Consider the following 25,916-nt stretch of genomic DNA (forward strand, 5'->3'; position numbering starts at 1 on the left):
AGAGGGAATGCTATCCATCTCGGAATGGTTGGCAAAATCCTCCAGTGTTTTTACTAAGAGTTGTCAAACAATCCGAAACTGGTTTGGAGAAATAATTAGTTATTTCGAGCGAAGGACAACGAATGGGATGGTCGAGGGAATCAACAATAAACTTAAACTAATAAAACGGAGAGGCTATGGCTTTAGAAACTTTCGGAATTTTTGGGTTAGAAGTATGTTATCTTGGCATCTTGTCTGTTGATTTAGCATAAAGAGTAACGAAGAGCCTAATTTTCCTTGTTTTCTATTTGAAAATCGTTTTTGTCGATGCGCTCTTAGATTAAAAGAAAGTTGGCGGTTAATCCGTCTTCCTCTACGTCCTTTTCGCATTAACCGTCTATTGTCCATGCGCTCTCTTACTCGTTTAAAAGGAAGTTCTAAGTGAGCCTTCCAAAGAGTAAAAAGAGAGGATTGAACGCCAATTCCAGAGAATAATTTACCCGGGTCAATACCAATGGCAATTGGTTGGGTTTTACTATCGGAAGGTTCATCGGTTAGCTGGACATAGAAAATATCTAAGTCGTTGAATTTGCCGATAGCTTTTCCTTCCTTAATCCACCGTCTGGCCCGACTGGGTTTGGTGGACATTAACGGTTTTCCGTCTTTTGAGATAACAGGAACTCTTGCCATGGAGATAATCCTTAAGAGTAAAGTTAAAGTCCCTTTCCGCAACACAATCAAGATGTCTTGTCTAACAACGCTTTACCAATAAAGCTGAGAGGGAATCCGAACTAGGGAAGTATTCGGAGGTCTGTACCAGATTGTGTCTCGATGCGGTAGTCTCTACTTGCGTCGCCTAAATTGGTTTAGGCAAGCTCCGTCCCTTTTAGGGCGGGGTTAGTGACAGAATACCTTAAGTAATCAGTGATCAGTGATTACTCAAATCTGAATAACTGGTAACTGATCACTGAAATTACTCGTCTTCGGCGAAAATAAAGCGAGTTAGTTCACTAGGATCAGGTTCGGGGCTAGATTCGGCAAATTTAACCGCTGCCTCGATTTCAGCTTGAATTTTCTCCTCGATTTCTTTTAATTCTTCTCTCGTGGCCAGATCTCGCTCGTAGAGGTAGGCGGCAAAGCGAGTGATCGGATCTCTTTCGCCCCAGAATTGTTTCTCGTCAGCACTGCGTAACTCGTCGGGATCTGCTAGAGAGTGACCCCGGAAACGATAGGTTAAGGCCTCAATCAAAGTCGGCCCCTCACCGGCGCGGGCGCGGGCCACGGCTTCTCTGGCGGCGGCATGAACGGCGACCACATCCATACCGTCCACTTCCACACCGACCATACTAAAAACACTGGCTTTTTTATAGATTTCTGGTTGAGAAGTGGCTCGATCGTGGGCCATTCCGATCGCCCACTTATTATTTTCCACCACATAGATAATCGGCAACTTCCAGAGGGCGGCCATATTCAGACACTCAAAAAACTGGCCATTATTACTCGCCCCATCCCCAAAGAAACAGACCGTTACCTGATCGGCACTGGCATCACCCATGGCTTCCCGACGGTATTTACTCTGAAAAGCCGCCCCGGTAGCGACGGGAATCCCCTCGGCCACAAAAGCATAACCCCCTAAAAGCTTATGTTCGGCGGAAAACATATGCATGGAGCCGCCCCGTCCTTTACTACAACCGGTAGCTTTGCCGAATAACTCCGCCATCACCTCTTGAGCGGGAACTCCGGCACTAAGGGCGTGGACGTGATCGCGATAGGTACTAGAAACGTAATCTTCTCCCTGACGCAAGGCTTTAATAATACCGCTAGATATCGCTTCTTGACCGTTGTAGAGGTGGACAAAACCGAACATTTTGCCCCGATAATACATTTCGGCGCATTTATCTTCAAACATCCGCCCCAAAACCATATCCTCGTATAGGCGAAGACCTTCAGCTTTGGTGATAATGATGGAAGCAGGATTAAAGGTTGGTAAAGTACGTTCGGAAATCATAGGGTCTGTAGTATCATTTAGACAACAAAAAGGCAAGGGGAGAGGAAGCGGTAGATTTTTCGAGAATTCTGGCAGTGAATTTTTTGGTCTTAAACCAAGGGCTTCTTGGTATTTTCTCTCTCAAATCTAATCTTAGTCAGTCAGAGATTGGCTAGGATAAGATGGTATCTTGTTATTTTACTCGCTCCGCTCTCACTTACATCATTTAATTCACTAAGGACTCTCCAGAGTTGAGGTACAGCTAACCGTGCGAATTCCTCTTGACTACTACAGGATATTGGGAATCCCTTTTCAGGTGAATGCCGAGCAGATTGATTTGGCCCACGCCGATCGGGGACGGCAATTGCCACGTCAAGAATACAGTCAAACAGCGATCGTTGCCCGTCAGCACTTGTTAGATGAAGCTTACCAAGTGTTAAGTGATCTGGATCGCCGTCGTGATTACGATGCCCAATTTTTCGCTCCCAATCCCCTGCTTCTCAACCCAGATAGCAGCGCCGAAAACCTCGATTCTCAGGGTGGGGAGGTGGCCGCCGCTTCCTCAGAATATCCCACTCCCCAGATTACCATTGCCCCCGCCGATCTGGTGGGAGCTTTGCTCATCCTGCAAGAGTTGGGAGAATACGAGTTAGTGATTCGTTTGGCTGAAACTTATCTAGATTTGGAGCCAACTACTCGCCCAGATATGATCTTAACCTTGGCTTTGGCCTACGGGGAATTAAGTCGGGAATATTGGCAGGATAAAAATTATGAACAGGCGGCCAGCACCGCAGCCAAGGCCTTGATCTGCTTGGAACAAGAACAAATGTTCCCGCAAGTGGCCAGCGAGATTCGTCATGATTGCGATCGCTTGCGTCCCTACCAGGTTCTGGAATTGTTATCCCAAGAAAAAAACCCCGGTCTTGCCCGTCAGCGGGGCTTAAATCTCTTGGAGGATATGTTGGCCGCTCGCGGTGGCATCGATGGCCAGGGCGACGATCGCTCTGGGTTGGGGGTGGATAATTTTTTACGCTTTATTCAACAGTTACGGGTTTATTTGACTCAGGGCGAACAGGAGAAAATCTGGGCAAAAGAGGCAGAACGCCCCTCGGCGGTGGGTAATTATCTGCTGGTCTATGCCTTGATTGCCCGCGGTTTCGCCCAAAAACAACCCGCCGCTATTGTGGCAGCCAGCGATCGCCTGCAGCAATTACAAAAACATCAGGATGTTTCCATCGAGCGCTCGATCTGCGCTCTACTGCTCGGTCAAACCGAACAAGCGAGCACAATTTTAGAAAAAAGTCAAGAGCAAGAAATATTAAATTACATTAAGGAACAATCTGGGCAATCTCCCGATCTTCTACCTGGGTTATGTCGTTACGGTGAGCGTTGGTTACAAACAGAAGTTTTCTGCCATTTTAGTGATTTAGTCGAGCGGAAAGCCTCACTCAAAGAGTATTTTGCCGAGGAAGAGGTACAAAATTATTTAGAAGAATTGTCAGGTTTTCCTGACGAAAAAGTTCCTGTGTCAGTTCAAGAAAAGGTTGGGGAACCTTTAGAATCGGAAGTAAATGTTCTCAAAACCCACACCCCCCCCACCCATTTAAACCCAGTGCCAGGAGCGACACCGATGAGGGAATCTGCTTATTCTTCCCATTCTCGTCCCCAAAAACCGTCTTTAGCTAGAGCTAACGGTGAGCGGACAGGCACTGCTGTACCTGCCCTGAGAGCCACCCCTCAGCAGGAAACTTTCACCCCCTATACTCAGGGCAGTGTGGTGGTGACAGCAGCCGATCGTCAACCGGCACTTAATCCCCCCCGTCGTCGTCCTAGTCGCTCGCGCCACCCAGCAGCGGGCAACTCCGGGCCGGCAGCCGTAGAAACGGTAAAAACTGCCCTAGTCGCACCGAAACGGAGACGACCAGTCCGCAGAAAACTACGACTCGATCGAGTGGCAATATTGGGGGTAGGATTATTGGGAACGCTCGCAGTCTTAGCCCTGGGGGTAAAGGCAATTGTCGATAGTCAATCTCCTTTAGCAGCCCTGCAAGGGGAACAGTTATCGATTTCTTTAAATACTCCCATACTAGAAATTCCTTCGGCTAACGCGGAGGTGATGGAAAGGACTCCCTTAAGCAAAGAAACAGCTAAGGAGACGATTCAAGCTTGGTTAAGGGCAAAATCGGCTGCTTTTGGCAGTGAACACCAAAAAGAGCCATTGAAAGAGGTTTTAACGGGTTCAGCCTTGCAAATTTGGCAAAAACGGGCGGCGGCTTTACAGGGAAATAACTATTGGCGCTATGATCATCAAGTGGATGTGCGATCAATTACTAATAATCCGAAAAATCCTAATTTAGCGACAGTAGAAGCGATAGTCAACGAAAAGGCCATGTATTTCCATAATGGCAAAGAAATTGTCAATCGTTCCTATAATGAGTCCTTGAAGGTGCGCTATGATTTGGTACGGCAAGGAGATAAATGGTTGATCGAAAAAACCCAAGTCTTACCCTAATTTTTTCCGATTAAATCCCCAAAAACTAGGCTTTAGGCTGCCTGCACACCCAATAAAGGCTGCATGGCAGCCTTTTCAGTGGGAAGTGGGGAAGTGGGGAAGTGGGGAGAAGGGAGCAGGGGGAAAAAAACTGATAACTGAGGACTGACTCCCCTAAACGAAAACTTTGTACCTCACTATTAAGATAACTTCTATATCTTTAGACTGATAAATGCTCGATTCTCTTAATATTTTTTAACATAAAATCTGCTCTTTGATTGCTGTAATTGGTTCCCTAGAAGTCAAGCTAATGAGTTATAATCGTAGGTAGGGATCCATAGTTCTTAGAGGAAAAAAGCGGGGCAATCTCAATGTTTTGCTCACCCACAAGACCATGATTTTGATCTTTTAAAAATCTCGCATAAGTCTTTAAGAACTTTTAAAATCAGCATTCACACAGGAGGGATATTATGACAGGTAAGAGTAAACGAGGTTTTGCCTCTATGGATCAAGCTAAACAAAGGGAAATCGCTAGTAAAGGTGGTAAAGCTGCTCATCAAAAAGGGACAGCCCACGAATTTACCTCCGAAGAAGCTCGCGAAGCGGGACGAAAAGGTGGTGAAGCGGTTAGCCGAGATCGATCCCACATGGCAGCTATTGGACGGGAAGGGGGCAAAAATTCTCACAAAGGCAGTCGCAAAAACTTAAACTCCGGGGAAAATTCCCCAGTCAACGAGTCTATAGGTGAAAATTCCTCAGATTTTGGCAACTCGGAAGCAAATAGTTGACTTTGGTTGACTTTTTCTGGGACTGAGGGGGTTTTGGCAGCAATTCTCATTTTAAGGTTTCATGACATAAAAAGCCTTATAACAAGAGGGTTGTACAATTCTTAACAATTTTAGTGATCGCTGAAACGGCGCAAAATCGTTCTGAATTTATTTTTGCTAGGGTTTTGGGGTGTTGGGGTTTTTAGTTAAATTCCCCATTCCCCCATTTCCCTATCCCCAATAAATACTTTAAGGTTCGATACTGACAATCCAAGTACCGACGTAGAGACGGACGGGAATATTGCCAGAGGCAGTCACATCACAGGTAAAGTAATAAGTGCCTAATTCGGGATTTCTGACATTAGACATGACGATTTCAACTTTGCTGGTGGGATCGATCGCTTGTTCGGGGACAATTTGAATAACGCGACTATCCTTATCCCAAACCACTTCCTTTAAAGGTAAAGATTTGCCGTTGATGCGTACCTCGATTTTATTGGTGTCAAACTGGCCGTTAAAATAATCAGGATAGGAAATAAAAAAAGCTGAAGCTCCTTGGGAGAGTTTTTTCGCGGGGATATAGAGTTTATAACGATCCATTTGCTTGGGACGACCACCAAATTGCAAGAAATAATCTAAGATATCCTTGCGATCGACTCCACTAAAAATTGTTAGGCCGGGGTTGCCATTGGCTAAAGTTATTTTTGGTAAAATAATTCCCGCACCCACCCCTAAGAATAGAGCGATCAAAGCGGGTGCCTTCGCATATTTAATTACTTTTGTCAAGAGTTTTAACATAAATTTCAACCCAAGGTGAGGGGGATGGTGATGGCTGCAAGGAGCCGAATACAGTTCAACTCTAACAAAACTCGCTCGTTTCTTACCTAGACCTTTGCCAGTCCGATAAGTGTCTTGGTTAACGCTTCATCGCTCGTGCCATATCCCGTTGATCCTGACGACGTTTCAAATCTTCGCGTTTATCGTGTAATTTCTTGCCTCTACCGAGGCCAATGCTGATTTTTACCCAACTACCTTTAAAATACATCTTCAAAGGCACAAGAGTTAAGCCTTTCTGTTCCACTTGACCGATGAGTTTGCTGATTTCCTTTTTGTGCATCAACAATTTTCTCGTCCGGCGCGGATCGTGATTAAAATATTCGCTACTCTGTTCGTAGGGGGAAATATGAACATTAATTAACACGGCTTCACCATTGCGGACTAAAACGTAACCATCCCGCAGGTTTACCTTACCAGCGCGCACAGATTTAACCTCGGTCCCCAGCAACTGCACCCCCGCTTCAAAAGTCTCTAAAATCTCGTAGAGATGGCGTGCTTGCCGGTTATCAGTGATAATTTTGATTTTGTCGTCTTGATTGGCCATATAGTCAAGTGAAAAGTGAAAAGTAAAAAAGCGATTGGTAGAGGCAGTATCGGCTAATTATCTCGATTTTTCCATGTCCTTATCTTTATATCTTACTCATTCTTTTGCTCTCTGGGGACTGACTGCTGGTGGCTCTTTGGTGATCACCGGCCTTGTCAGGGGGAACGAGAAGGGGGAAAATGAGAGCAGTGTTAAATTTTTATGAAGTTTGGTTCTGTGGACAAAATTCGTACTGTTTCCGATAGTAAGCGTGATTTTTATACTCGCCACACCCGCCCCATCAATTCGGTGTATCGGCGCGTGGTTGAGGAATTATTAGTCGAGATGCACCTGCTCTCCGTTAATGTAGATTTCCATTATGATCCAATTTATGCTCTTGGTGTGGTTACTTCTTTCGAGAAGTTCATGGAAGGCTATCGTCCGGGGGAAGATAAACCGAATATTTTTAATGCTTTGTGCCAAGCGGTTAACGGTAATCCCGAAGTCTATCGTCGTGATGCCGAAAATATTATCGCTATTGCCAAAGAAACTAATATTGATTCCTTGCTTTCCCAACTGCAAAACCCTGCCCTAGGTGGTAACAATCAGTTGTCTGATAGTTTAGTTTCGGTGATTAATGCGCCCAAGTTTAAGTATAGTCGCCTGTTTGCCATCGGTCTTTATACTATTTTAGCCGAAGCACAACCAGACATAATCAAGGAAAAAGAAAAACGCGAACCAATTTTGCAAAAATTCTCAGAAATTCTGCATCTCTCCAGCGAAAAACTGCAAAAAGACCTCGATGTTTATCGCGGTAATCTCGATAAAATGGATCAGCTGCTCAAGGTTATCGAAGATGCTCTAGAAGCAGAAAAGAAAAAACGTCAACAAAAAGAACAGGAAAAACAAACCACCCTGCAATAAAGGCTCTCAACCGGAAATTACCGCGTGCAGACAAGGGAATAGGGAACAGAAAAAGGATTAAATCGGCTCTCTTTCTTTACTGTTCCTTCTGACCTCGTTCTACAATTAGGATCGGCAACCCTCAATATTTATTTCCCGTGACTAACTCCTCCATCACCGCACCCGTAACCGATATTTTGGCAAAAGCGCGGTCAGGGGCGAATTTATCGGCAAAAGAAGCGATTATCTTGCTAGAAACTACCGATAACCGTTTAATTGCCCAGATTCGGGAAACGGCCGACTTTTTGCGTCGTCAACAGGTGGGAGATACCGTCACCTACGTGATCAATCGCAACATTAATTTTAGTAACATTTGTGAGCAGCATTGCAGTTTTTGTGCATTCAGACGCGATGAAAATGAAGAGGGGGCCTTCTGGCTTAATTTAGAGGAAATTATCGCTAAAGCGACGGATGCTGTCCATCGTGGGGCTACAGAAATTTGTATGCAGGGAGGATTAAACCCAAAAGCCAAGATTAAGGGCAATTCCTTAGACTATTACCTCGAAATTGTTAAAAACCTGAAACAAGCCTTTCCTGACCTGCATTTACACGCTTTTTCGCCCCAAGAAGTCCAATTTATCGCTAGGGAAGACGGTTTAAGTTACGAAAAAGTTATCGCTTCCCTGCAAGAAGCAGGAGTGAATTCTCTACCGGGGACGGCTGCCGAGGTGTTAGTGGATGAGGTAAGACGGGTAATTTGTCCAGAAAAAATCGATGCCGCCACTTGGTTAGAAATAGTCGGTATTGCCCATCGCTTGGGGTTACATACCACCAGTACCATGCTCTGCGGTCATATTGAAACCCCTAGTCAACAGGTGCAGCACCTTGAAAAAATTAGAAAACAGCAAGAAATCGCCCTAGAAAATAATTATCCGGCTAAAATCACCGAATTTATTTTATTGCCTTTTGTGGGACAATCGGCCCCCAAACCCCTGAGACATCGAGTCGGACGGGATCAACCAATTTTAGCCGATACATTAAAATTAACAGCAGTGGCGCGGATTTATCTGGGCAATAGCATTAAAAATCATCAACCCAGTTGGGTAAAATTGGGCTTACAGGGGGCGACAGAAGCCTTAAACTGGGGTTGCAACGATCTCGGTGGTACTCTCATGGAAGAACATATTACCACTATGGCCGGGGCCCTGGGCGGTACCTGTTTGACCGTCGAGGAATTAGCAACGGCGATTAAATCCCTCGATCGCCCCGCCCGTCAACGGGATACAATCTATTAGAGTCTATTTAACCCGAATCCTGGATTAGCTGAAAGCTTGATCCTGTCCCGGGTTAAAACTTTCCTTCTCCCGTCCGAGTCCTGAGAAAATTCCCCTAACCCGAACTGACGTTATTGAGAGGAACTATTTCTTTTCAAGGCAATTGCCAATTGTCTCAGTCGTTCACTAACTTCTAAATTAAATTCTTGAGATTTCAAATTAGCGGGTAATTCTGCTACAAGCTGAGGATTCTCCTTATACCATTCGTTTTGGGCGACACCTGCCCATGTTCCTTCTTTTTCTCGAAAAATATCCACTAATCCTCTTAATTCTTGAATACAGTAGGACTCAAATCCTGCGGCTTCAAAAATACCATGGCGTAGATATTCTTCAAAAGCGTTAATATCATTAGTTACTTCAAAGGTAACAACCTCTCTGGGTGGGGTTAATTGGTCAGCCAAATCGATAACTGTATCTACCGTCATTCCGATAACGTTTTTGGCAATTTCTGTTACACCTAACACCTGTTGACGAAGATTAGGATTAAAAAGTAAATCAGAACCATACTTAACGTATTTTTTTAAGACTCTAAAAGCAGGTTCATCTCCTTGATAATAGTTATCAATCAGTTCCACATCAGCCCCTAAGGATTTGACAATTTGGCTGCGGGTATCACTGTTAACAGAACCGCGAATTAATGCTTCAGCAACGGGACGAGCAAATCTTAAAAATAACACTGATAAGCTATTTTCTAAGCGAGTTAAAAACTCCTGTTCTGAATAACCAATTAATCGTTCTTTTACTTGAGAACTTCCCCATAATAAGGAGGACATATAATCGACTAATTTTAAAGCTTCATCTTTTAATTCTGCCGCTAATTGTCGAGCAAGGGCATCCAAAAATTTTCTAACATCCCCATACAAGTCATCCCGCCAGGCATAATTAGCTTTTGCCTTGTCGAAGTCTGGAAAAGAATTTGCGGCAAAAATAATTTCTTTTTTTCTTAAAGTTTCTTGTCTTAATTTTGCCATTTCACTGGCTAACAGTTGCCCATAGCGTTCTTTAAACTTTTCGATACTACTAGAAGATTCATTATTAACTTTTTCTAAGGGTTTGTTAATGGCAGATGTTTCATAAAAGTTTTGTAAATCAGCTTTTATCTGTTCCCATTTTCTATGCCACCATTCTGAAAAATCAATTCTTCTTCTTTCCTCTTCAAAGCGTTGTGCTTCTTCAGGATTTTCGGGAAATCTTTGACTGACAAAATGGTGAATATCCTCTGAGGTGCTGACAATTTTATCAATGGAAGCTTCACAGCGTTTCTTGAGAATTGCTACTCGCTCAGTATTAATATAATTAAAGATTTTTTGTTTAATTTCAGGGATTCCTGTAGCTTGAGTTCTTAACATTTCATCATCTATAATTCCAGTCAAAGTTTTTAATTTATCTTGAATATTGCTGGCTTTTCCGATTTCTAATTGAGTATGTTCTTCCGCCAGATTATTTAAGATTAAATAAGCTCCTGCTGAACCAGAAACAATGCGATTAACCGGTAAATTAGCGCGTTTTGACCAATCCTGAGAGGCTTCTGTAATATGAGTTTTAAGGGCTTCTGGGCTACCAAGAGAGTCAATATGACTTAAAAAGACAAATAACTTATCAGCAATGGTCACATTCTTATCACCTTGTTCTGTAAATTTAATAATTTCTAATTCGGCTTCTCTAATACTGCGAAAACGCTGAATCACGATGACTGCATCACAGTCGGATAACATTTGTTGGGCTTCATCAACGTGCTTGGCTAACCCAGAATCTGAACCAGGAACATCATAAAAGACAATTCCTTCTGCTTGAGCGAGTTTATTAGTATAAAGTCGTGCTTCTAGAACCGCATGGGCGTATTTTTCATCAGCAACGTATTTTTTTAGTTGTTCTCGGATGTCTTCTAGTCGAGTAAAAGGAATAACTAAATTACCTTCTCGTCTGACTTGTTTTAGGGTGATTTCGTTTTCTCTAATGGTGTTTAAGTCTTCTTTTGCGCCAACGGTTTCTAATTCTTTGAGAAGATGAATAAATTGTTCTTCGCTGCGGGTTTGCACTTCTAATCTTTGTTCAGATTCGCTTTTAACGGAATAAATTTGCGTGGTGGTAAAGGTACATCTTCCTCCTTTGGCAGGAAGTAAATCACATTCTAACCATGCGTTAATAAAGGCACTTTTTCCCGCCTTTTCTAAGCCAACCACAGCAATACGAAATTCTCTTTTTCTCAGTCTTTCGAGTTGACGGTTAGCAGGTATTGCCTCTTGCAGGAGGATTTCTGTTAATTTAGAGGGAACTTCAGCTTGGGGAAGTTTGGCTAAGTCAACGGCAAAATGTTGGATATTTAAGACATCACTGAGGCGGGTTTCATAGTAGGATGAGGCCGATTTCCAATCCATTAAATTAACTCCTTAAATACGGTTGAATTCTCTGAGAATAGAGACATTTTTGAGAAACCCTATCTGTATAACTTTTCCTGTTACATTAAGTGGAAGTTCTCGCTTCATTCCATACTGAGTTTCTTTACCAATGATATTACCTCCATTTTTGAGATTAATTCTAACGTAGAATTTTAATCGACTTTCAGGAGAGCGTCCTTCGTCCGGTATAGTCTCTACAGATATTTTTTTATACTCTGGCACACATAAAAATTCTGTAGCACAATCAATTAATCTTACAACATCATCTCTATTAAGATCATACCCTTCATGTAAATTATAAACTTCTGATGCAGGAACAGCTAGACATAAAGAAGCTGTCGGACTAATTTCATTTTTAGAACGAGTCCTTTGTAGATATTTAAAACAAGTAAATGCCCCTACCATTAAACAAGCTACTGTAATAATTAATTCCATTTGGCGTTCTTCCTTTGATTGATTTGATTTTGTTAGATCAACGTTATCTAAGATATCACTTATGCCAGTTGCAAGATTTGTTGAATTAAAGTCCCCGAATTTAAGCCTTTCTACATAAACGAGCTTTGTTACATCATTAAGAAATTCACCAGACAACCTTTTATCTTCATCTAAACAAGAGGATTGATTAATTCCAAAATAACGACATAGATCATCTCTCTGAGATTCTTCTCTTTCAAGAATAATACTTAAAACATGATAGAGTACACCTCCTTTTTTAGATTTTATTTTTGGATACACAATTGCAAAAACATCTTTACAAATACTCGAAAAATATTTATTATTCACTAATTCACCTCCTCTTTTTCAAAACTTTCTAATTCCGCAAGGCTTTGTTCTAAAAATTTAGCTCTTTCTTGGATAGGTTTCCATATAATTTGTGTTTCCTCGTAGTTAGTAGTTATTTCCTGTTGAGCTTTTTCTAGGCTGGCTAAATAGCTATTAAAAATGTCATGGGTTTTATGATCTACATTTTTTTTTAAATTATCAATCTGTTCTAATAACCATTCAAACATTGAACATAACATTTCAGGTTCGCCCTGTTGCTGGAATTGATGAATCCAATTCTGTAAAAGAGTTTCAGTGCTTGGAATTTCTGCAATCATGCTTTCCTTTTTTTTCATCCATAGCCAGTGTTTAAAACTTCTGTAAGTACCAGAACTGATTTCAATATCAGACTCCAAATTAAAATCAAATTCCAGTTTTCTAGTAAATGTATTAAGTTCAGATTGTGGAAATTTTATAACAAAATTTGGTGCTTTTTCTTCAGCACCCTTTTCTATATGTTTAATATGAAATCTAAACAATTCAGATACAGATTCCTCTATTCTGTTAATCTCCTGAGCAGACACTCTCTTTAATATTTGCGATAATATGATAGTTAGATTAATTGATAAATTATTTAACTCTTTTTTAATTATTTGAAGACTTAATTTCTCTTTATCCCTTTTTGCTGTGATTAATAAACTATTTCTTGCATCTGAACCTGTATAGCCCAATTGAATCAGGATATCCAAGTTGTTTTTTAGCATATTAACCTGATTAACATTGGCCTTTTTAAAGTTGATATTGTCCAAATCAACTCTGCCATTATCTAAAGATTTAACTACTGCTTCTAAAACGTTTCTAATAACAGTCTTTAGTGCCTCTCTCCACTCAACTAAGGGAACTAATTTCTCTTGAATTTGGTCATAAGGGGGAGTAAATTGAAGTTCATTGATAGCCTCTCTTAAACTAGCTACTAAATTATCGGCTGTTTTGGTATCAATATCTAATTTTTCAAAAACGGCTAGAGGCTGTCTTAATTTGGCATTACTAGCTTGGAGAAAAGAATCAAGATTTTCTTTTGTTTGTGATAACAATTCAGATTCTTGCTGATAATTTTCTTCCGAACTGTTAAGAATTGCCGTAGTAGTTTGTACTGCCCATTGTGCAATACTATTTCCCACCGCTACATTAAATTTTTCTATAGCTTGGGGAATAACTAATTTAGGAAAATGTTCTGCTATGTGCTTGCTTAGTTTTTTTTCAAATTCTTCTGCATAGGATTGTTTGAATAACTCTTTGGCAATTTGTTCTTGTTGAGAGATAGTCCATTGTTTAGCATCAAGACTTAAGTTTCCTCGCTTCATAATTTCCTTAATTAAAACTTGAAAGTTATCTATGGCTTGCTCATAGGGTTTTAATACTTTCTCAAGTCTAGTTTGATCATGCTCTGACCAATTTTCCTCTCTTTTAGGTAATTCCTCTAACAGATCCTGAAGCAATTTCTTATTATCCTGAATTTGTAAAGCCAATAAAGCTGGCCATGTACTCAGTTTTACAATTCTCAAATTTTCAATATCTTTTGTATATTCTCTTAAATTCTCGATCAGTTTTTCCTTAATGTTTTCAGTCGTTTCTTCAACAAACTCACTTTCACTTTCTTGCCAATCATCATCTGATCTGAATATATCAATCCGATTTAAAATAAATAGCATTCGTGCAGGAGAGCCGCCTAAATCTTTAACTTGATCAACAACTTCTGATAACAGATTATCAACTTTATAAGGATCTGTTTCTGCGCTGTTATATGTTACTAAACATAAAGCTTCACGACATTGTTTGATAATCCCAATATTTCCCTCATCTCCTACATAAGATAACCCGGGTAAATCTAATAATTTAACTCTAACCCCTTTAGGCAATTCTAAGAAACTTTCATCTTTAACCAGTCTAAAAGGATAATAAATAATAGATCGAGGATAAGCTAAATCAGGTTGTTTTTTTCTGGCTTTAATATAAGCCTTCATTAACTGTTTTAAGCGACTATAAATATCTTCGTCGCTAATCTTTTCCCATTTCCCGCATTCCCACAACGCCCCTGGTGTTTTTTCAATAATTAAAGTCTTTTCTTCGCTATACTCAATGGTAACTGTTCCTGCACTCATTTCTCGCTGTGCCATCGGCACAATATCAGCACCACAGAGGAAATTAACTAGGGTACTCTTCCCACTGCTCGTCGTGCCAGTCGTCGCTAAAATCAGGGTAGGATGGCGCAATTCATTGATTAAAACTTCTAAAGCTTTCTCTAGATTACTAGAAAGTTCGTGGATTTCACCATGATAGGATTCAGGCAAATGCTGAATAATCTCCGTTTTGAAGTCACCCCAATAACCCGCTAGAAGGTTAGCTTTATTTTCCACTGCTTGGAAAACTGCGTAAGATTTTTGACCCATAATACTCTATCGCTGACAGAATAAGCTGATTCAAGAATAAGCCACAACTTCATTATAACGATAATTTTCTGGCTCTTCGGTTTGTGTTATGCAATGGATGGGGGTTATAAGGAATGAAACCCTTATAGAGACAGACATTACCGCGATTTTTGTCAATTGTTTGCGATCTAGAGCGAACTAATCAATTAAATCTCTTGCCAGATAAGGATTTAGTCGATTTATGCCCCCATATCGAACCATACCAAGTCCCGAAGAGCCAATTTTCTTTCTTGCCTTTAATTCTCGTGTTCTAAACTGGTAAAAAGTCAAAATCTATAATTTCCGCAAAGGTATAAGGACAAACTTGCGGAAACGTATCAACAGATAAACCAGTTTTTTGGATCACCGATCGCTTGGCTTTATCATAAATTATATCTAGCCTAGAAGCCCCATAATTGTAGAGGGTTTTTGACTGGAATAAAATTTCTAGTTCTAGACGAAAATTATCGATTTCATCGGCCCATTCCCAGCCACAATTACCTTTTTCAGTCAGCCAATACTGATACATGAATAAATGTTTAACGGGCTGAATTAGATAGCTTTCCACTTGGTTTCTTTGTTCTCTACCCAAATCTTCTATCTCCGTTAAAAGATGTTCCCAATCTAAATTTTTAATCTCCCCGCGTCGAATTTGTTCGGTGGTTCGCTCAATCCACAAAACAAAGTCCTGATCATAAAGTTGTTTTAATTCTTCCCACTGCATAGATTTTTGAGATTGAGCCGTGCTTTTATGATCAATCATAAACAAAACCCCCCACCAATGGGCAGGGGGTTTTTTAGTCACCTAATTCAAGGTTTAGCCGAACTTGCCAGCAGTGGAGGCGATCAAGAAGGCGGCGTAGGTGAAGATATAGCCAACGGTGAAGTGAGCTAAACCAACCAAACGAGCCTGAACGATCGAGAGAGCCACGGGTTTGTCTTTCCAACGAACGAGGTTCGCCAGAGGAGTACGTTCGTGGGCCCAAACGATAGTTTCGATCAACTCTTGCCAGTAACCACGCCAAGAGATCAGGAACATGAAACCGGTTGCCCAAACGAGGTGTCCAAAGAGGAACATCCAGGCCCAGACAGAAAGGTTATTAACACCGTAGGGGTTGTAACCGTTGATTAACTGAGCCGAGTTAGCCCAGAGGTAATCGCGGAACCAGCCCATCAGGTAGGTGGAGTTTTCGTTAAACTGAGCCACGTTACCCGACCAGACACCGAGGTGTTTCCAGTGCCAGTAGAAGGTTAACCAACCCAAGGTGTTCAACATCCAGAACATGGCTAGGTAGAAGGAATCCCAAGCAGAGATGTCGCAAGTACCGCCACGGCCGGGACCGTCGCAAGGGAAGGAATACCCGAAGTCTTTTTTATCGGGCATTAATTTGGAACCACGAGCGTCTAAAGCACCTTTAACCAGGATTAGAACGGTGGTGTGTAAACCAAGAGCGATCGCATGGTGAACGAGGAAGTCGCCGGGACCGATGGTTAAGAAGAGGGAGTTAGTGCCGCTATTGATTGCGTCTAGCCAACCGGGTAACCAAACATCACCGTAGTTGGGATAGGCGGTGTAAGCGATACTATCGGGGTTAGACAACAGTACGTTCATGCCGTACAGGGTTTTACCCGAAGCTGCTTGCACGAATTGAGCAAACACAGGTTCGATCAGGATTTGTTTTTCGGGAGTACCGAAAGCGACGACCACATCGTTATGAACGTAGAGGCCGAGGGTGTGGAAACCTAAGAAAAGGGAAACCCAGCTTAGGTGAGAGATGATCGCTTCTTTATGCTCCAGCATCCGCGCCAGCACGTTATCTTTGTTCGCTTCGGGATCATAGTCACGCACGAAGAAGATAGCACCGTGAGCGAAAGCACCCACCGCTAGGAAACCAGCGATGTATTGGTGGTGGGTATAAAGAGCCGCTTGGGTGGTGTAGTCCTTAGCAATAAAGGCATAAGGGGGTAGCGCGTACATATGCTGCGCCACCAGAGAGGTGATCACGCCTAAAGAAGCGAGAGCCAAACCGAGTTGGAAGTGGAGAGAGTTGTTAACCGTGTCATAAAGATTTTTGTGACCGGCTCCTAACTTACCACTGGGGGGTCTGTGTGCATTGAGGATGTCCTTGATGCTGTGACCGATGCCCCAGTTGGTGCGGTACATATGACCAGCCACAATGAAGATCACAGCGATCGCCAAGTGGTGGTGAGCCATATCGGTTAACCAGAGAGACTCGGTTTGGGGATGGAAACCACCTAAGAAGGTGAGAATCGCAGTTCCCGCGCCTTGGGCAGTACCGAAAATGTGGTTAGCAGTATCGGGGTTTTCTGCATACACACTCCAGTCACCGGTGAAGAAGGGTAGTAAACCCGCCGGGTGGGGGGGAGTGGAGAGGAAGTTGTCCCAACCAACGTGCTGACCGCGGGATTCGGGGATAGCAACGTGAACGAGGTGTCCGGTCCAAGCCAGAGAGCTAACACCGAACAGAGCGGCGAGGTGGTGGTTCAGGCGAGATTCAGCGTTTTTGAACCAAGCGAGGCTAGGACGGAACTTAGGTTGTAAGTGTAACCAGCCAGCAAAGAGGAAAATCGCCGAGAGAATCAGCAGGAACACCGCACCTTGGTATAGGTCTTGGTTGGAGGTCATACCGATGGTGTAGAACCAGTGGTAAACCCCGGAATAGGCGATGTTAACAGGATTAGAAGCACCAGCTTGGGTGAAGGCATCTACCGCGCCTTTACCGAACTGGGGATCCCAAATCGCGTGGGCGATGGGACGGATGTTTAAGGGATCTTTGATCCACTGCTCGAAGTTACCTTGCCAAGCGACGTGGAATATAGTACCAGAAGTCCACAGGAAAATGATTGCAATGTGGCCGAAGTGCGACGCGAAAATCTTTTGGTAGAGATTCTCTTCCGTCATGCCATCATGACTTTCAAAATCGTGGGCTGTGGCGATCCCGTACCAAATCCGACGGGTGGTCGGATCTTGGGCTAGATCTTGGCTAAATTTAGGGAATTTAGTTGCCATAGCTGTTTAGGAAATTCTCCTCTCTAAATAACTGAGGCTCTTACACGAGTGCTGGTTATTTCCTTTTTTAAATTCACCCACTGTAATAGGAAACGCTTACAGTGGTATCGGTCAATCGACGCTGGTTCAGCCTAGTCTTGCCAATCCCCGGGGGACTGGCAAGCCCTTATAGGCAAGTTTAGCCAATCGAGAGACTTCTGGCCAAGAAGAATGCCCAAGTGGTGACAATACCGCCTAAGAGGTAGTGAGCCACACCAACGGCACGACCTTGAATGATGCTCAGGGCGCGAGGTTGGATAGCGGGGGCAACTCTTAACTTGTTGTGCGCCCAGACGATCGACTCGATTAATTCTTGCCAGTAGCCGCGACCGCTGAACAGGAACATCAAGCTAAACGCGAAGACGAAGTGACCGGCTAGGAACATGATTCCGTAGGCAGACAGAGCAGAGCCATAGGAATTAATGACTTGCGCCGCTTGCGCCCAGAGGAAATCGCGTAACCAACCGTTGATGGTGATGGCACTTTGGGCGAAGTTACCAAGGGTAACGTGGGTGACAGTGCCATCGGGGGCGACGGTTCCCCAGACATCGGACTGCATTTTCCAGCTAAAGTGGAAGATTACGACCGAGATGGAGTTGTACATCCAGAACAGGCCGAGGAAAACGTGATCCCAACCCGAAACTTGGCAGGTACCGCCGCGACCGGGACCATCGCAGGGGAAACGGAAACCGAGATTCGCCTTATCGGGAATCAGACGGGAACCGCGAGCGTAGAGAACCCCTTTGAGGAGAATCAACACGGTTACATGGATGGTGAAGGCGTGGATGTGATGCACGAGGAAATCGGCAGTACCGAGAGTGATCGGCATCATGGCCACTTTGCCACCCACTGCTACCACGTCGCCACCGAAAGCATAACTAGCGGTAGTGAGAGCGTTAGGAGCGGTGTTGCCGGGGGCTAGGGTGTGGAGACTTTGTACCCATTGGGCAAAGATGGGTTGTAGTTGAATTCCCGTATCCGAGAACATATCTTGGGGACGACCAAAAGCCCGCATGGTGTCGTTGTGAATGTATAAACCGAAGCTATGGAAGCCAAGGAAAATACATACCCAGTTCAGGTGGGAGATAATTGCGTCGCGATGACGGATCACCCGATCGAGCAGGTTATCCACGTTTTTGGCTGGATCGTAGTCGCGTACCATAAAGATCGCTCCGTGCGCTCCCGCACCGACGATTAAGAAGCCACCGATCCAAGTGTGGTGAGTGAACAAGGATAGTTGGGTAGCGTAGTCCGTCGCCTGATAGGGATAGGGCGGCATGGCGTACATATGGTGGGCCACGATGATGGTTAGCGAACCTAAGAGAGCAAGGTTAATCGCTAACTGAGCGTGCCAAGAGGTGGTCAGGATTTCGTACAGTCCTTTATGACCTTGACCGGTGAAGGGACCTTTGTGGTTTTCGAGGATTTCCTTCATGCTGTGACCGATGCCCCAGTTGGTACGGTACATATGACCAGCAATGATGAATAATACAGCGATCGCCAAGTGATGGTGAGCGGTATCGGAAAGCCAGAGACCACCGGTCACGGGGTTCAAGCCGCCTTTGAAGGTGAGGAAATCCGAGTAAGCACCCCAGTTAAGGGTAAAGAAGGGGGTCAAACCCTGGGCGAAACTGGGATATAAATCCGCCATCTTGCTCGGTTCGAGGATGAACTCGTGGGGCAAGGGGATATCTTGGGGAGCGACTCCAGCATCGAGGAGTTTGTTCACCGGTAAAGAAACGTGAATCTGATGACCCGCCCAACCTAGGGAACCTAAGCCGAGTAAACCCGCCAAGTGGTGGTTCATCATCGATTCCACGTTTTGGAACCATTCCAGTTTCGGTGCGCTTTTGTGGTAATGGAACCAACCGGCAAACAGCATCAGGCCCGCCATAACTAAACCACCGATAGCGGTGCAGTATAGCTGATAGCTGTTGGTGAACCCAGAAGCCCGCCAGAGGTAGAACAGACCAGAGGTGATCTGAATACCGTGGAAACCGCCGCCCACATCGCCGTTGAGGATGCCTTGACCGACGATCGGCCAGACCACTTGGGCGCTGGGTTTGATGGCGAGCGGGTTGGTTAACCAAGCTTCATAGTTAGAAAATTTCGCGCCGTGGAAGTACATTCCACTTAGCCAAACGAAGACAACGGCGAGATGTCCGAAGTGGGCGCTGAAGATTTTCCGGGAAATATCTTCGAGATCGCTGGTTTGACTATCAAAATCGTGGACGTTGGCGTGTAGGTTCCAAATCCAGGTAGTGGTTTTGGGTCCTTTGGCTAAAGTGCGATCAAAATGCCCCGGTTGACCCCACTTCTCAAAGGAAGTAGGTACTGGGTCTTTATCTACAATCACTTTAGCTACCGCCTCTTTGGGGGGGAGTGCCATGAGGATTCTCCTCTCTCGACAATAGACTTAGCGTTTTATTTGAGGATAGATTTTTTAACCTAAAAAAGGCAAGTTGAAATCTGACCCACCTTTTGTTAATGTCGCTTGACTTTCCTCTTGGGTGAGATTCCAGTCGAAAGCATCAATAGTAGATGATAAGTCTTTGTTCTCTCCTCTGTTCGTTGTGCTTAACAATAATTAAAATTCTCTCAATCCTTGATAGGAGAGACATTTTCTGCTATGGACGGTCTTAGTCAGGGTCAGACCGGTAATTTTTCTTTACAAAAGTTTATTAATTGTCGCCCCAGAAGCCGATTTCACCTTTTTCTCCCTCACCAGACCATATAGAAAATTCAATAGATAGATTCTCAAAAAACAATCAAACAATTCTGTAAAATTGAGGCCATAACCTGATCTTCTCGCGCTTTTGCTGACACCAGAGCATTCAATGACTCTAGCAAAAATCAATGGTTTGTATAGATTTTGGCCTTGGCTCTAGGAGGAACGTGCTATCCCTACTACATAAATTAATCCCAGTCAAAACCCTTCATATATGTCTTGTGATCGGTTTACTGACCATTCTGTTAACCGCCTGTGGCGATCGCTTGACAGCCACCAATCTCCCCACTTCCGAAACCTCTAATCTTCCCGTCGTCCAAGGCCGCATTTCTGAGGTTGCTCCCCCGGCCCTAATTCAGGAACTGCGCCCCAGTTTAGAGCGTTACGCCCCCCAAGTAACGATTCTCAGCCCTCTGGCCGAAGAGGTTTTCGATGACACCCAGGTGATAGTTAAACTACAAGTGTCAGATCTGCCAATTTTCCAAGACGATACCCTGAAATTAGGATCCCACTTGAGTCTAATTGTCGATAATGAACCAGCAGCAGCTATTTACGACCTCAAGCAACCGATTATCCTAGAAAATCTTGCCCCAGGTACTCATACCCTGCGCGTCTTCGCCCTGCGTCCTTGGCAGGAAAGTTTTAAAAATGATGGGGCATTTGCTGAAACAACCTTTCATATTCTGACAAAAACAGGCAAAAATGCCCCTGATCATAACTTACCCCTGTTGACCTACAGTAGTCCGCAAGGAATCTACGGTGCGGAACCGATCCTGCTCGATTTTTATCTGAGTAATGCTCCTCTACGTCTGTCCAATACTGCCAACGGGGATAATAATCTTCAAGATTGGCGCATTCGTGTCACCGTCAACGGTGAAAGTTTTCTGCTTGATACTTGGGAACCGATTTATCTCAAGGGTTTTGCCAAGGGCAATAACTGGGTACAACTAGAATTCATCGATGGTCAGGGAAATAAAGTCGAAAACGAGTTTAATACCAGCGTGCGCGTGATTAGCTTTGATCCCTCTTACCAAGACGGCCTCAGTCAATTAGTCCGCGGCGATTTATCCCCTACAATTGCCCGTAGCATCGTTGATCCCAACTATCAAACTATTCCTAGTCTAGAGGAAGAAACCCCCTTTATCGAACCAGAAACCTCTATAGTTGAGGAAGAAAACCCTGTAGTTGAGGAAACCCCTGTTATTGAGCTAGAAAGCCCAATCGTGGAAGAAAACCCTGTTATTGAGCCAGAAAGCCCTGTTATTGAGCCAGAAAGCCCCATAGTTGAGGAAAACCCTGTTATTGAGCCAGAAAGCCCCATAGTGGAAGAAAAACCAGTAGAGACAGAAACAGTCGAAAAGCTAGAGGAAACCCCTGAAGCGATCGAATCTCCCCTAACCACCATACCAGAGACAAAGGAGATTAACGAACCTGCCCCTGGGATTCAGCCTCCGCTAGAAGTGGAACCTATTCCCGAACCCCAGAACAATAGCGAGCAAAAAATCACCATTTTTGATCGCGTTCAACAAACCGTAAATCGCTTCCAGTCACCCTCTTCCCCAGCAGAAAAAGATATCGAACTACCCACCCTCGATCCTCAATTATTCAGCAATGTCGAGCGGTCTTAGAGCCTAGCTTAATCCAGTTTTCAGGGGAAGTGGGGGGGTGGGGGGTTTTTCAGTGAGCAGTAAACAGTAATCAGTAATCAGTGAAAAGAAAGCTCCCCAGTTTGGTTATATTGGAGTTAAAGTGATAAGCTTATCTTATCGAAAAAACGGCATAAGCCTTATGTCCCTACCATTAACATCGTGCCGGGTGTAGGGGTGCAAGGTGGTCAGTGAGTTTATCGAACTGCTTGCGCCCATTATGTGACATAGTGAACATTTTTCACCTGATGTCCAGAAGACACCGAAGTTTTCACCCAACACTGTGTACTTAAAACTGCAATCTGATAACTGATAACTGAAACCTCCAACCGCTCGATCGAGAAATTATTAAACTAATATTTCGCAATATAGACAAAATTGGGAACTAGGTTATAATCTAAAACGTCTATAGACAATTTACTAACTTTTTGCTTGAGGTAATTGTGTTTAACAAAATTTCCCTTGTCGCTGGTTTTGCCGGTTTAGTTGCCCTAACTACCGTTGGTGCTGTACCCGCACAAGCAGGACCACAAAATAACGAAATCCTGATCAGTCAACTGCGCGGCCATAACACCTACAGAGGTGAGCCACAACTCAACCCCGGTGACTATGTACTAGGTCGTGTCCGGGGAACCGTGGGTGGCATTATGTCCGTCCAATTGATCAGACCTGTAACAGTGGATGGCAAAGAAATTTTCAGTGGTGACTTTGCCGACGGAACCACCGCTCGTATTGTTGGGGATGCCACTGGTGGTGACGATGTACTATTGCAAGTGGTAGATGGCAAATTAGTTTATGTGGGTAAAGCTCGTCCCTATTGGGTTTCCCGCTTGAAACTAAAATCAGAAATCGCCGTCAGTAGCACTCGCTCGCAACTTTTAAGAGAAATCAACGAAAAACAACCCGCTTGGGGACTTCCCGCTTTACCCCCGGAAACCAGAACCTTTACTGAAGTTGCTCCTCAACCCGCTCCCGCGCCTAGTGTATCTCCTATCCGCGGACTTTGGTAGTGGGAAGACATCAGGATAAAATCTCTTGTCTTGAGACTGAGAAGGGTGAAAACTTTGCTCACAATCTAACCAATTTGGACTAAATAAATCCCTCTTTTTCAGATAAAAGGGGGATTATTATTGCTCTCTTAGGTTTGGTGGGTAAAATGTATTCTAAGATACAGTCCTGCTGGCGAGGGAGTGGAAGGAACTACTCCAGACACAGAGGACACAAAGATTGATCGCTTCTATAGTAAGTTAAACTGGTCGCAACGCGCTCGCTACGCGAGATCACGCAAAGAATTAAGAGAGCCATGACCGAATCCAGATAGGGAAATTTCCCGATATTCACTCCGGTTCAAAAGACTGATTATTAAATTTCAAAGTCCGACAATTCTCCGTCACCGTCCGCACCACATCATCGGGCGCACCATCGGGAATTTCGGCTTCAATCTCCAGTGTTACCTTAACCCTGGCCCCACTGAGTCGGGTGAGATGCTGGATGATCTCATTGGCGATCGCTGGAGCGTCTCGATTGATCCGCAGGGGATCGATCGAGACAATGCCGTAAAACCTCCGCAAAACCGGCTTTTTCTCGACCAGATCATCGGGGGACTCTTTCGCAGTTAATCTAACACCAGAGGTTAAGTATAGCGGCCTATCGGGGTCACTAGAGATAACGGAATCAGTCTCGGCAGCGGTCGGGGGGTTAGCTGGTTTCTCGGCCTCTAGCTGCCCCATAGCTACATCAGGCTTAACCAGAAGGCTGTGACTGCTGATACTCGGGTTGATATCCCGAAGGATGACAAGACCAGTATATCTTTGCTTCGCCTCATCCCAGCCCTCTGCATAACCGAAGTTTTCCTCTACGAGCGTAGAACGAACCCCCTCCCGCACAGCCTGAAGTAGAACATCCGGGTTCTTGAGACGGGGCAAGTAAAGATACTGCGCTAGGTACTCCCAGAGACGCTTGATATCAATGTGGTTAGTCGAACGCCACAGGTATTTGTCGAGGGCGTCCATCCGCAGGTTGTCACCAGAGTAATGGGTAATCAGTTGCCCCTCATGAACCAGTTTGCGGCTGGCTCGATCGATAGGGGAATCGTCTCCTGGGATTCGGTTATCAGTCCACTGAATGCCTCCTTGGGGTTCCGGTTGCTCTGGCACTAACAGCCACTGATAAGTTTGGTTGAGGATCAGGCTTACCTCCTTGTCGGCTTGGTCGCGCTTAGTGATCGCCTGTTTTCTCTGAGAAACATCGAGATTGAGGGTTTCCTGATCCGCCACAATTGAATTCCAGGCAAGATATCCGGCGACGTTCTTCTCTAAGTTTTCCAAGTTCGACTTGTCAGCGGCAACGAATACAAGCGTATTCTTGTAATAGCGGGGGCTACCCCCTCTCTGATTGAGAATTTCCGCCACTAAACGCCGAGCGGGGCTATCTTCGGCGGATTTGCTGTGGGGTTGCCCAGGACTGAGAACTATAAGCCGCACCCCCAGATGAGGATCATCGGGAATATCAGCAGTTGATTCTGGAGCAATATGAATCGCTCCAAACTCGCCCCGCTGCTGGTCGGCCTTCAAGCGCCGGACGATTTCTTCTGTCACTTTATACCGCTCCTCAAAGAGCAGGTTTGCCCGATCTTGGGCTGTGCGGGTGACGTTCGGCTGATTGGAAATCCAGTAGCGGTTGCCATCGATGTAGAGGTAGGTGGCTCGATCCGTCAGTCGCCGGAGGGCATCCCCAAAGATGGCTACAGTCTCCCCCGGCTGCACACAACCCAGTTTGATCCTCTTATCTTCCAGACCTCGGTTAGCAGCCCGAATCGTGGGGGCCGAGCCAAGGTAAATAGTGCGCGTGACCCGACGGCAAGCAGAATAGCGTCCCAGGTTGGAATTTTGGCGATCGATGTCGAGGGGCAGAGAATTGGGGCCATCCACATCCTTTTCGATGATCGGAACCCAATTATCATCTAAGTAGCGGGTTAACTCCGACTGAACCTGAGCATCATCCATCGGGACGTGGGACGGCATGATCAACAAGCTCTTGTCCTCTCGCTCCCAAAGGGAATGGATGACCTTGGCCATGAGTCGCAAAACACCCCTGGTGCGTTGGAATTTATCGAGGGTTGACCAGTCGGAGTAGAGGCGATCAAAAAATTCCGGGTGAATGGGATAGGCTTCCCGCAGGCGGCGCCTGTAGTCAGCCTCCAGGCATTCGCTAGGAAACTCCTGGCCCTGGGTGCGATACATCTCGGAGAAGGCTTTAATCACCGCATCCCGTGCGACAAATAGTTGCGGGTCAGTAGTGGTTTGAAAGAGACGGCGGCGGACGATCTCGAAACTCTCCTCGGCACTAGCGGGTCGCCAGGGGGATTGGATGCGCCCGATCGCATTTTTAAGGCGGTCTAGGGCCTCTGTGCCTCTCTCCCCGCCAATTTCGATGTCAGAGGAGGGGATGCTCACGACTAAAAGGGTGCGATCGGCATTCTTCGCTGATTCACTCAAGGTCTGCGCGAAGGTAAAGTGGGTATCAAAACTTCCTCCAGGCAAGTCTGCCCGTTCGTGAAGCTGGCGGGCGTAGGCAACCCACTCATCGATGAGAATCAAGCAAGGGGCATAGCGGTTAAAAAGTTCTTTGAGGACATCTCCGGGGTTGGTGGCTGTTTCATCAGCCTCTCGCACCATCTCATAGCCTTCTTTACCCCCCAACTGCCAGGCAATCTCTCCCCAAAGGGTATGAACCCGGACTCCATCTCGTTTTTTTTCCACCGTACCTGGAGATAGCTTATTGCCGACGATGACGACGGTGTTAACGTTTTTCGGTGGTTCGTTGACGGCTGCTGCTTGCAAGACTGGCTCCATACCGGGGAGGTCTTTCGTTTCCACGCCGAAGAAGAGGTGATCAGCAATTCTCATTTTGAAATAAATAGAGCATTAACCCCGATTTTGGCATGGGCATATAGTACAAAGTAACTATTTTTGAGGAGAGGCGATCACCCAAAAAAACAGTTGGCTGGACAAATTAAGTAT

17 protein-coding genes and 1 pseudogene are annotated in these 25,916 nt (G+C 44.7%); 7 read left to right on the plus strand and 11 right to left on the minus strand.

Annotated elements, in window-relative coordinates:
- Window positions 1-241, plus strand: a 241-nt coding sequence (locus tag IQ224_RS08870) for a transposase (protein ID WP_194032842.1), incomplete at its 5' end; no start/stop codon positions are given.
- A 14-nt stretch (window positions 242-255) separates the two neighbouring features.
- On the opposite strand, the pseudogene IQ224_RS08875 reads toward IQ224_RS08870, so the two are convergent.
- Window positions 256-669 (minus strand): annotated as a pseudogene (locus IQ224_RS08875) (RRXRR domain-containing protein); the annotation flags it as partial.
- A 283-nt stretch (window positions 670-952) separates the two neighbouring features.
- Window positions 953-1,987 (minus strand): pyruvate dehydrogenase (acetyl-transferring) E1 component subunit alpha, encoded by a 1,035-nt coding sequence (gene pdhA / locus IQ224_RS08880; RefSeq protein ID WP_002733307.1) that lies wholly within the window; start codon window positions 1,985-1,987, stop codon window positions 953-955.
- Between the two features lie 247 nt (window positions 1,988-2,234).
- On the opposite strand from pdhA, the gene IQ224_RS08885 reads away from it, so the two are divergent.
- Complete coding sequence (locus IQ224_RS08885; RefSeq protein WP_194032843.1) at window positions 2,235-4,478, plus strand: IMS domain-containing protein; 2,244 nt, start codon at window positions 2,235-2,237, stop codon at window positions 4,476-4,478.
- Between the two features lie 449 nt (window positions 4,479-4,927).
- On the plus strand, window positions 4,928-5,245 hold the full coding sequence (locus IQ224_RS08890) for a KGG domain-containing protein (protein WP_002732376.1): 318 nt from the start codon (window positions 4,928-4,930) through the stop codon (window positions 5,243-5,245).
- Between the two features lie 228 nt (window positions 5,246-5,473).
- On the opposite strand, the gene IQ224_RS08895 is transcribed toward IQ224_RS08890, so the two are convergent.
- Window positions 5,474-6,022 carry a DUF2808 domain-containing protein gene (locus IQ224_RS08895; protein ID WP_002749411.1) on the minus strand — a complete coding sequence of 183 codons (549 nt, stop codon included), beginning with the start codon at window positions 6,020-6,022 and terminating at the stop codon, window positions 5,474-5,476.
- A gap of 118 nt (window positions 6,023-6,140) precedes the next feature.
- A complete protein-coding gene (smpB, locus tag IQ224_RS08900; protein WP_002732921.1) occupies window positions 6,141-6,605 on the minus strand; it encodes an SsrA-binding protein SmpB in 465 nt (154 codons plus the stop codon).
- Between the two features lie 216 nt (window positions 6,606-6,821).
- Here smpB and psb29 point away from each other — a divergent pair, with 216 nt between their 5' ends.
- Window positions 6,822-7,508, plus strand: coding sequence for a photosystem II biogenesis protein Psp29 (psb29, locus tag IQ224_RS08905; RefSeq protein ID WP_002749415.1), 687 nt, complete (start codon window positions 6,822-6,824; stop codon window positions 7,506-7,508).
- A 137-nt stretch (window positions 7,509-7,645) separates the two neighbouring features.
- Window positions 7,646-8,782, plus strand: coding sequence for a 7,8-didemethyl-8-hydroxy-5-deazariboflavin synthase subunit CofH (cofH, locus tag IQ224_RS08910; RefSeq protein WP_002749417.1), 1,137 nt, complete (start codon window positions 7,646-7,648; stop codon window positions 8,780-8,782).
- Window positions 8,783-8,892: 110 nt separating this feature from the next.
- Here cofH and IQ224_RS08915 read toward each other — a convergent pair whose 3' ends face one another.
- The 6 genes from IQ224_RS08915 to psaA all read right to left on the minus strand — a co-directional run bounded on the left by IQ224_RS08915 (window position 8,893) and on the right by psaA (window position 19,909).
- Window positions 8,893-11,199, minus strand: coding sequence for a dynamin family protein (locus IQ224_RS08915; RefSeq protein ID WP_194032844.1), 2,307 nt, complete (start codon window positions 11,197-11,199; stop codon window positions 8,893-8,895).
- A gap of 12 nt (window positions 11,200-11,211) precedes the next feature.
- Window positions 11,212-12,003 carry a hypothetical protein gene (locus IQ224_RS08920; RefSeq protein WP_002748960.1) on the minus strand — a complete coding sequence of 264 codons (792 nt, stop codon included), beginning with the start codon at window positions 12,001-12,003 and terminating at the stop codon, window positions 11,212-11,214.
- A complete protein-coding gene (locus IQ224_RS08925; RefSeq protein ID WP_002748958.1) occupies window positions 12,003-14,432 on the minus strand; it encodes a dynamin family protein in 2,430 nt (809 codons plus the stop codon). Before IQ224_RS08925 ends, IQ224_RS08920 begins: the two co-directional genes overlap by 1 nt.
- A gap of 289 nt (window positions 14,433-14,721) precedes the next feature.
- Window positions 14,722-15,213: a DUF29 domain-containing protein gene (locus IQ224_RS08930; RefSeq protein WP_194032845.1), complete on the minus strand. Its 492-nt coding sequence runs from the start codon at window positions 15,211-15,213 to the stop codon at window positions 14,722-14,724.
- Between the two features lie 54 nt (window positions 15,214-15,267).
- Window positions 15,268-17,481, minus strand: a complete 2,214-nt coding sequence (gene psaB, locus IQ224_RS08935) for a photosystem I core protein PsaB (protein WP_002732591.1) — start codon at window positions 17,479-17,481, stop codon at window positions 15,268-15,270.
- A gap of 178 nt (window positions 17,482-17,659) precedes the next feature.
- Window positions 17,660-19,909, minus strand: a complete 2,250-nt coding sequence (gene psaA, locus IQ224_RS08940) for a photosystem I core protein PsaA (RefSeq protein WP_002734764.1) — start codon at window positions 19,907-19,909, stop codon at window positions 17,660-17,662.
- A gap of 467 nt (window positions 19,910-20,376) precedes the next feature.
- On the opposite strand from psaA, the gene IQ224_RS08945 reads away from it, so the two are divergent.
- Window positions 20,377-21,876, plus strand: coding sequence for a hypothetical protein (locus tag IQ224_RS08945; protein WP_036403110.1), 1,500 nt, complete (start codon window positions 20,377-20,379; stop codon window positions 21,874-21,876).
- A 461-nt stretch (window positions 21,877-22,337) separates the two neighbouring features.
- Window positions 22,338-22,904 carry a hypothetical protein gene (locus tag IQ224_RS08950; RefSeq protein WP_002748948.1) on the plus strand — a complete coding sequence of 189 codons (567 nt, stop codon included), beginning with the start codon at window positions 22,338-22,340 and terminating at the stop codon, window positions 22,902-22,904.
- A gap of 327 nt (window positions 22,905-23,231) precedes the next feature.
- On the opposite strand, the gene IQ224_RS08955 is transcribed toward IQ224_RS08950, so the two are convergent.
- The gene (locus IQ224_RS08955; protein ID WP_370583140.1) at window positions 23,232-25,796 is read right to left on the minus strand and encodes an ATP-binding protein; all 2,565 of its coding nucleotides are present in this window, start codon (window positions 25,794-25,796) and stop codon (window positions 23,232-23,234) included.
- Window positions 25,797-25,916: the final 120 nt, after the last annotated feature.

Origin of the sequence: Microcystis sp. LEGE 00066, from assembly GCF_015207925.1 — a bacterium.
GTDB lineage: Bacteria > Cyanobacteriota > Cyanobacteriia > Cyanobacteriales > Microcystaceae > Microcystis > Microcystis ichthyoblabe_A.

Excerpts from the sequence above, each read along its gene's own strand:
- pdhA (WP_002733307.1), bottom strand. The coding sequence starts at position 1,987 with ATGATTTCCGAACGTACTTTACCAACCTTTAATCCTGCTTCCATCATT.
- IQ224_RS08890 (WP_002732376.1), top strand. The coding sequence starts at position 4,928 with ATGACAGGTAAGAGTAAACGAGGTTTTGCCTCTATGGATCAAGCTAAA.
- IQ224_RS08895 (WP_002749411.1), bottom strand. The coding sequence starts at position 6,022 with ATGTTAAAACTCTTGACAAAAGTAATTAAATATGCGAAGGCACCCGCT.
- smpB (WP_002732921.1), bottom strand. The coding sequence starts at position 6,605 with ATGGCCAATCAAGACGACAAAATCAAAATTATCACTGATAACCGGCAA.
- IQ224_RS08915 (WP_194032844.1), bottom strand. The coding sequence starts at position 11,199 with ATGGATTGGAAATCGGCCTCATCCTACTATGAAACCCGCCTCAGTGAT.
- IQ224_RS08925 (WP_002748958.1), bottom strand. The coding sequence starts at position 14,432 with ATGGGTCAAAAATCTTACGCAGTTTTCCAAGCAGTGGAAAATAAAGCT.
- IQ224_RS08930 (WP_194032845.1), bottom strand. The coding sequence starts at position 15,213 with ATGATTGATCATAAAAGCACGGCTCAATCTCAAAAATCTATGCAGTGG.
- psaB (WP_002732591.1), bottom strand. The coding sequence starts at position 17,481 with ATGGCAACTAAATTCCCTAAATTTAGCCAAGATCTAGCCCAAGATCCG.
- psaA (WP_002734764.1), bottom strand. The coding sequence starts at position 19,909 with ATGGCACTCCCCCCCAAAGAGGCGGTAGCTAAAGTGATTGTAGATAAA.
- IQ224_RS08945 (WP_036403110.1), top strand. The coding sequence starts at position 20,377 with ATGGTTTGTATAGATTTTGGCCTTGGCTCTAGGAGGAACGTGCTATCC.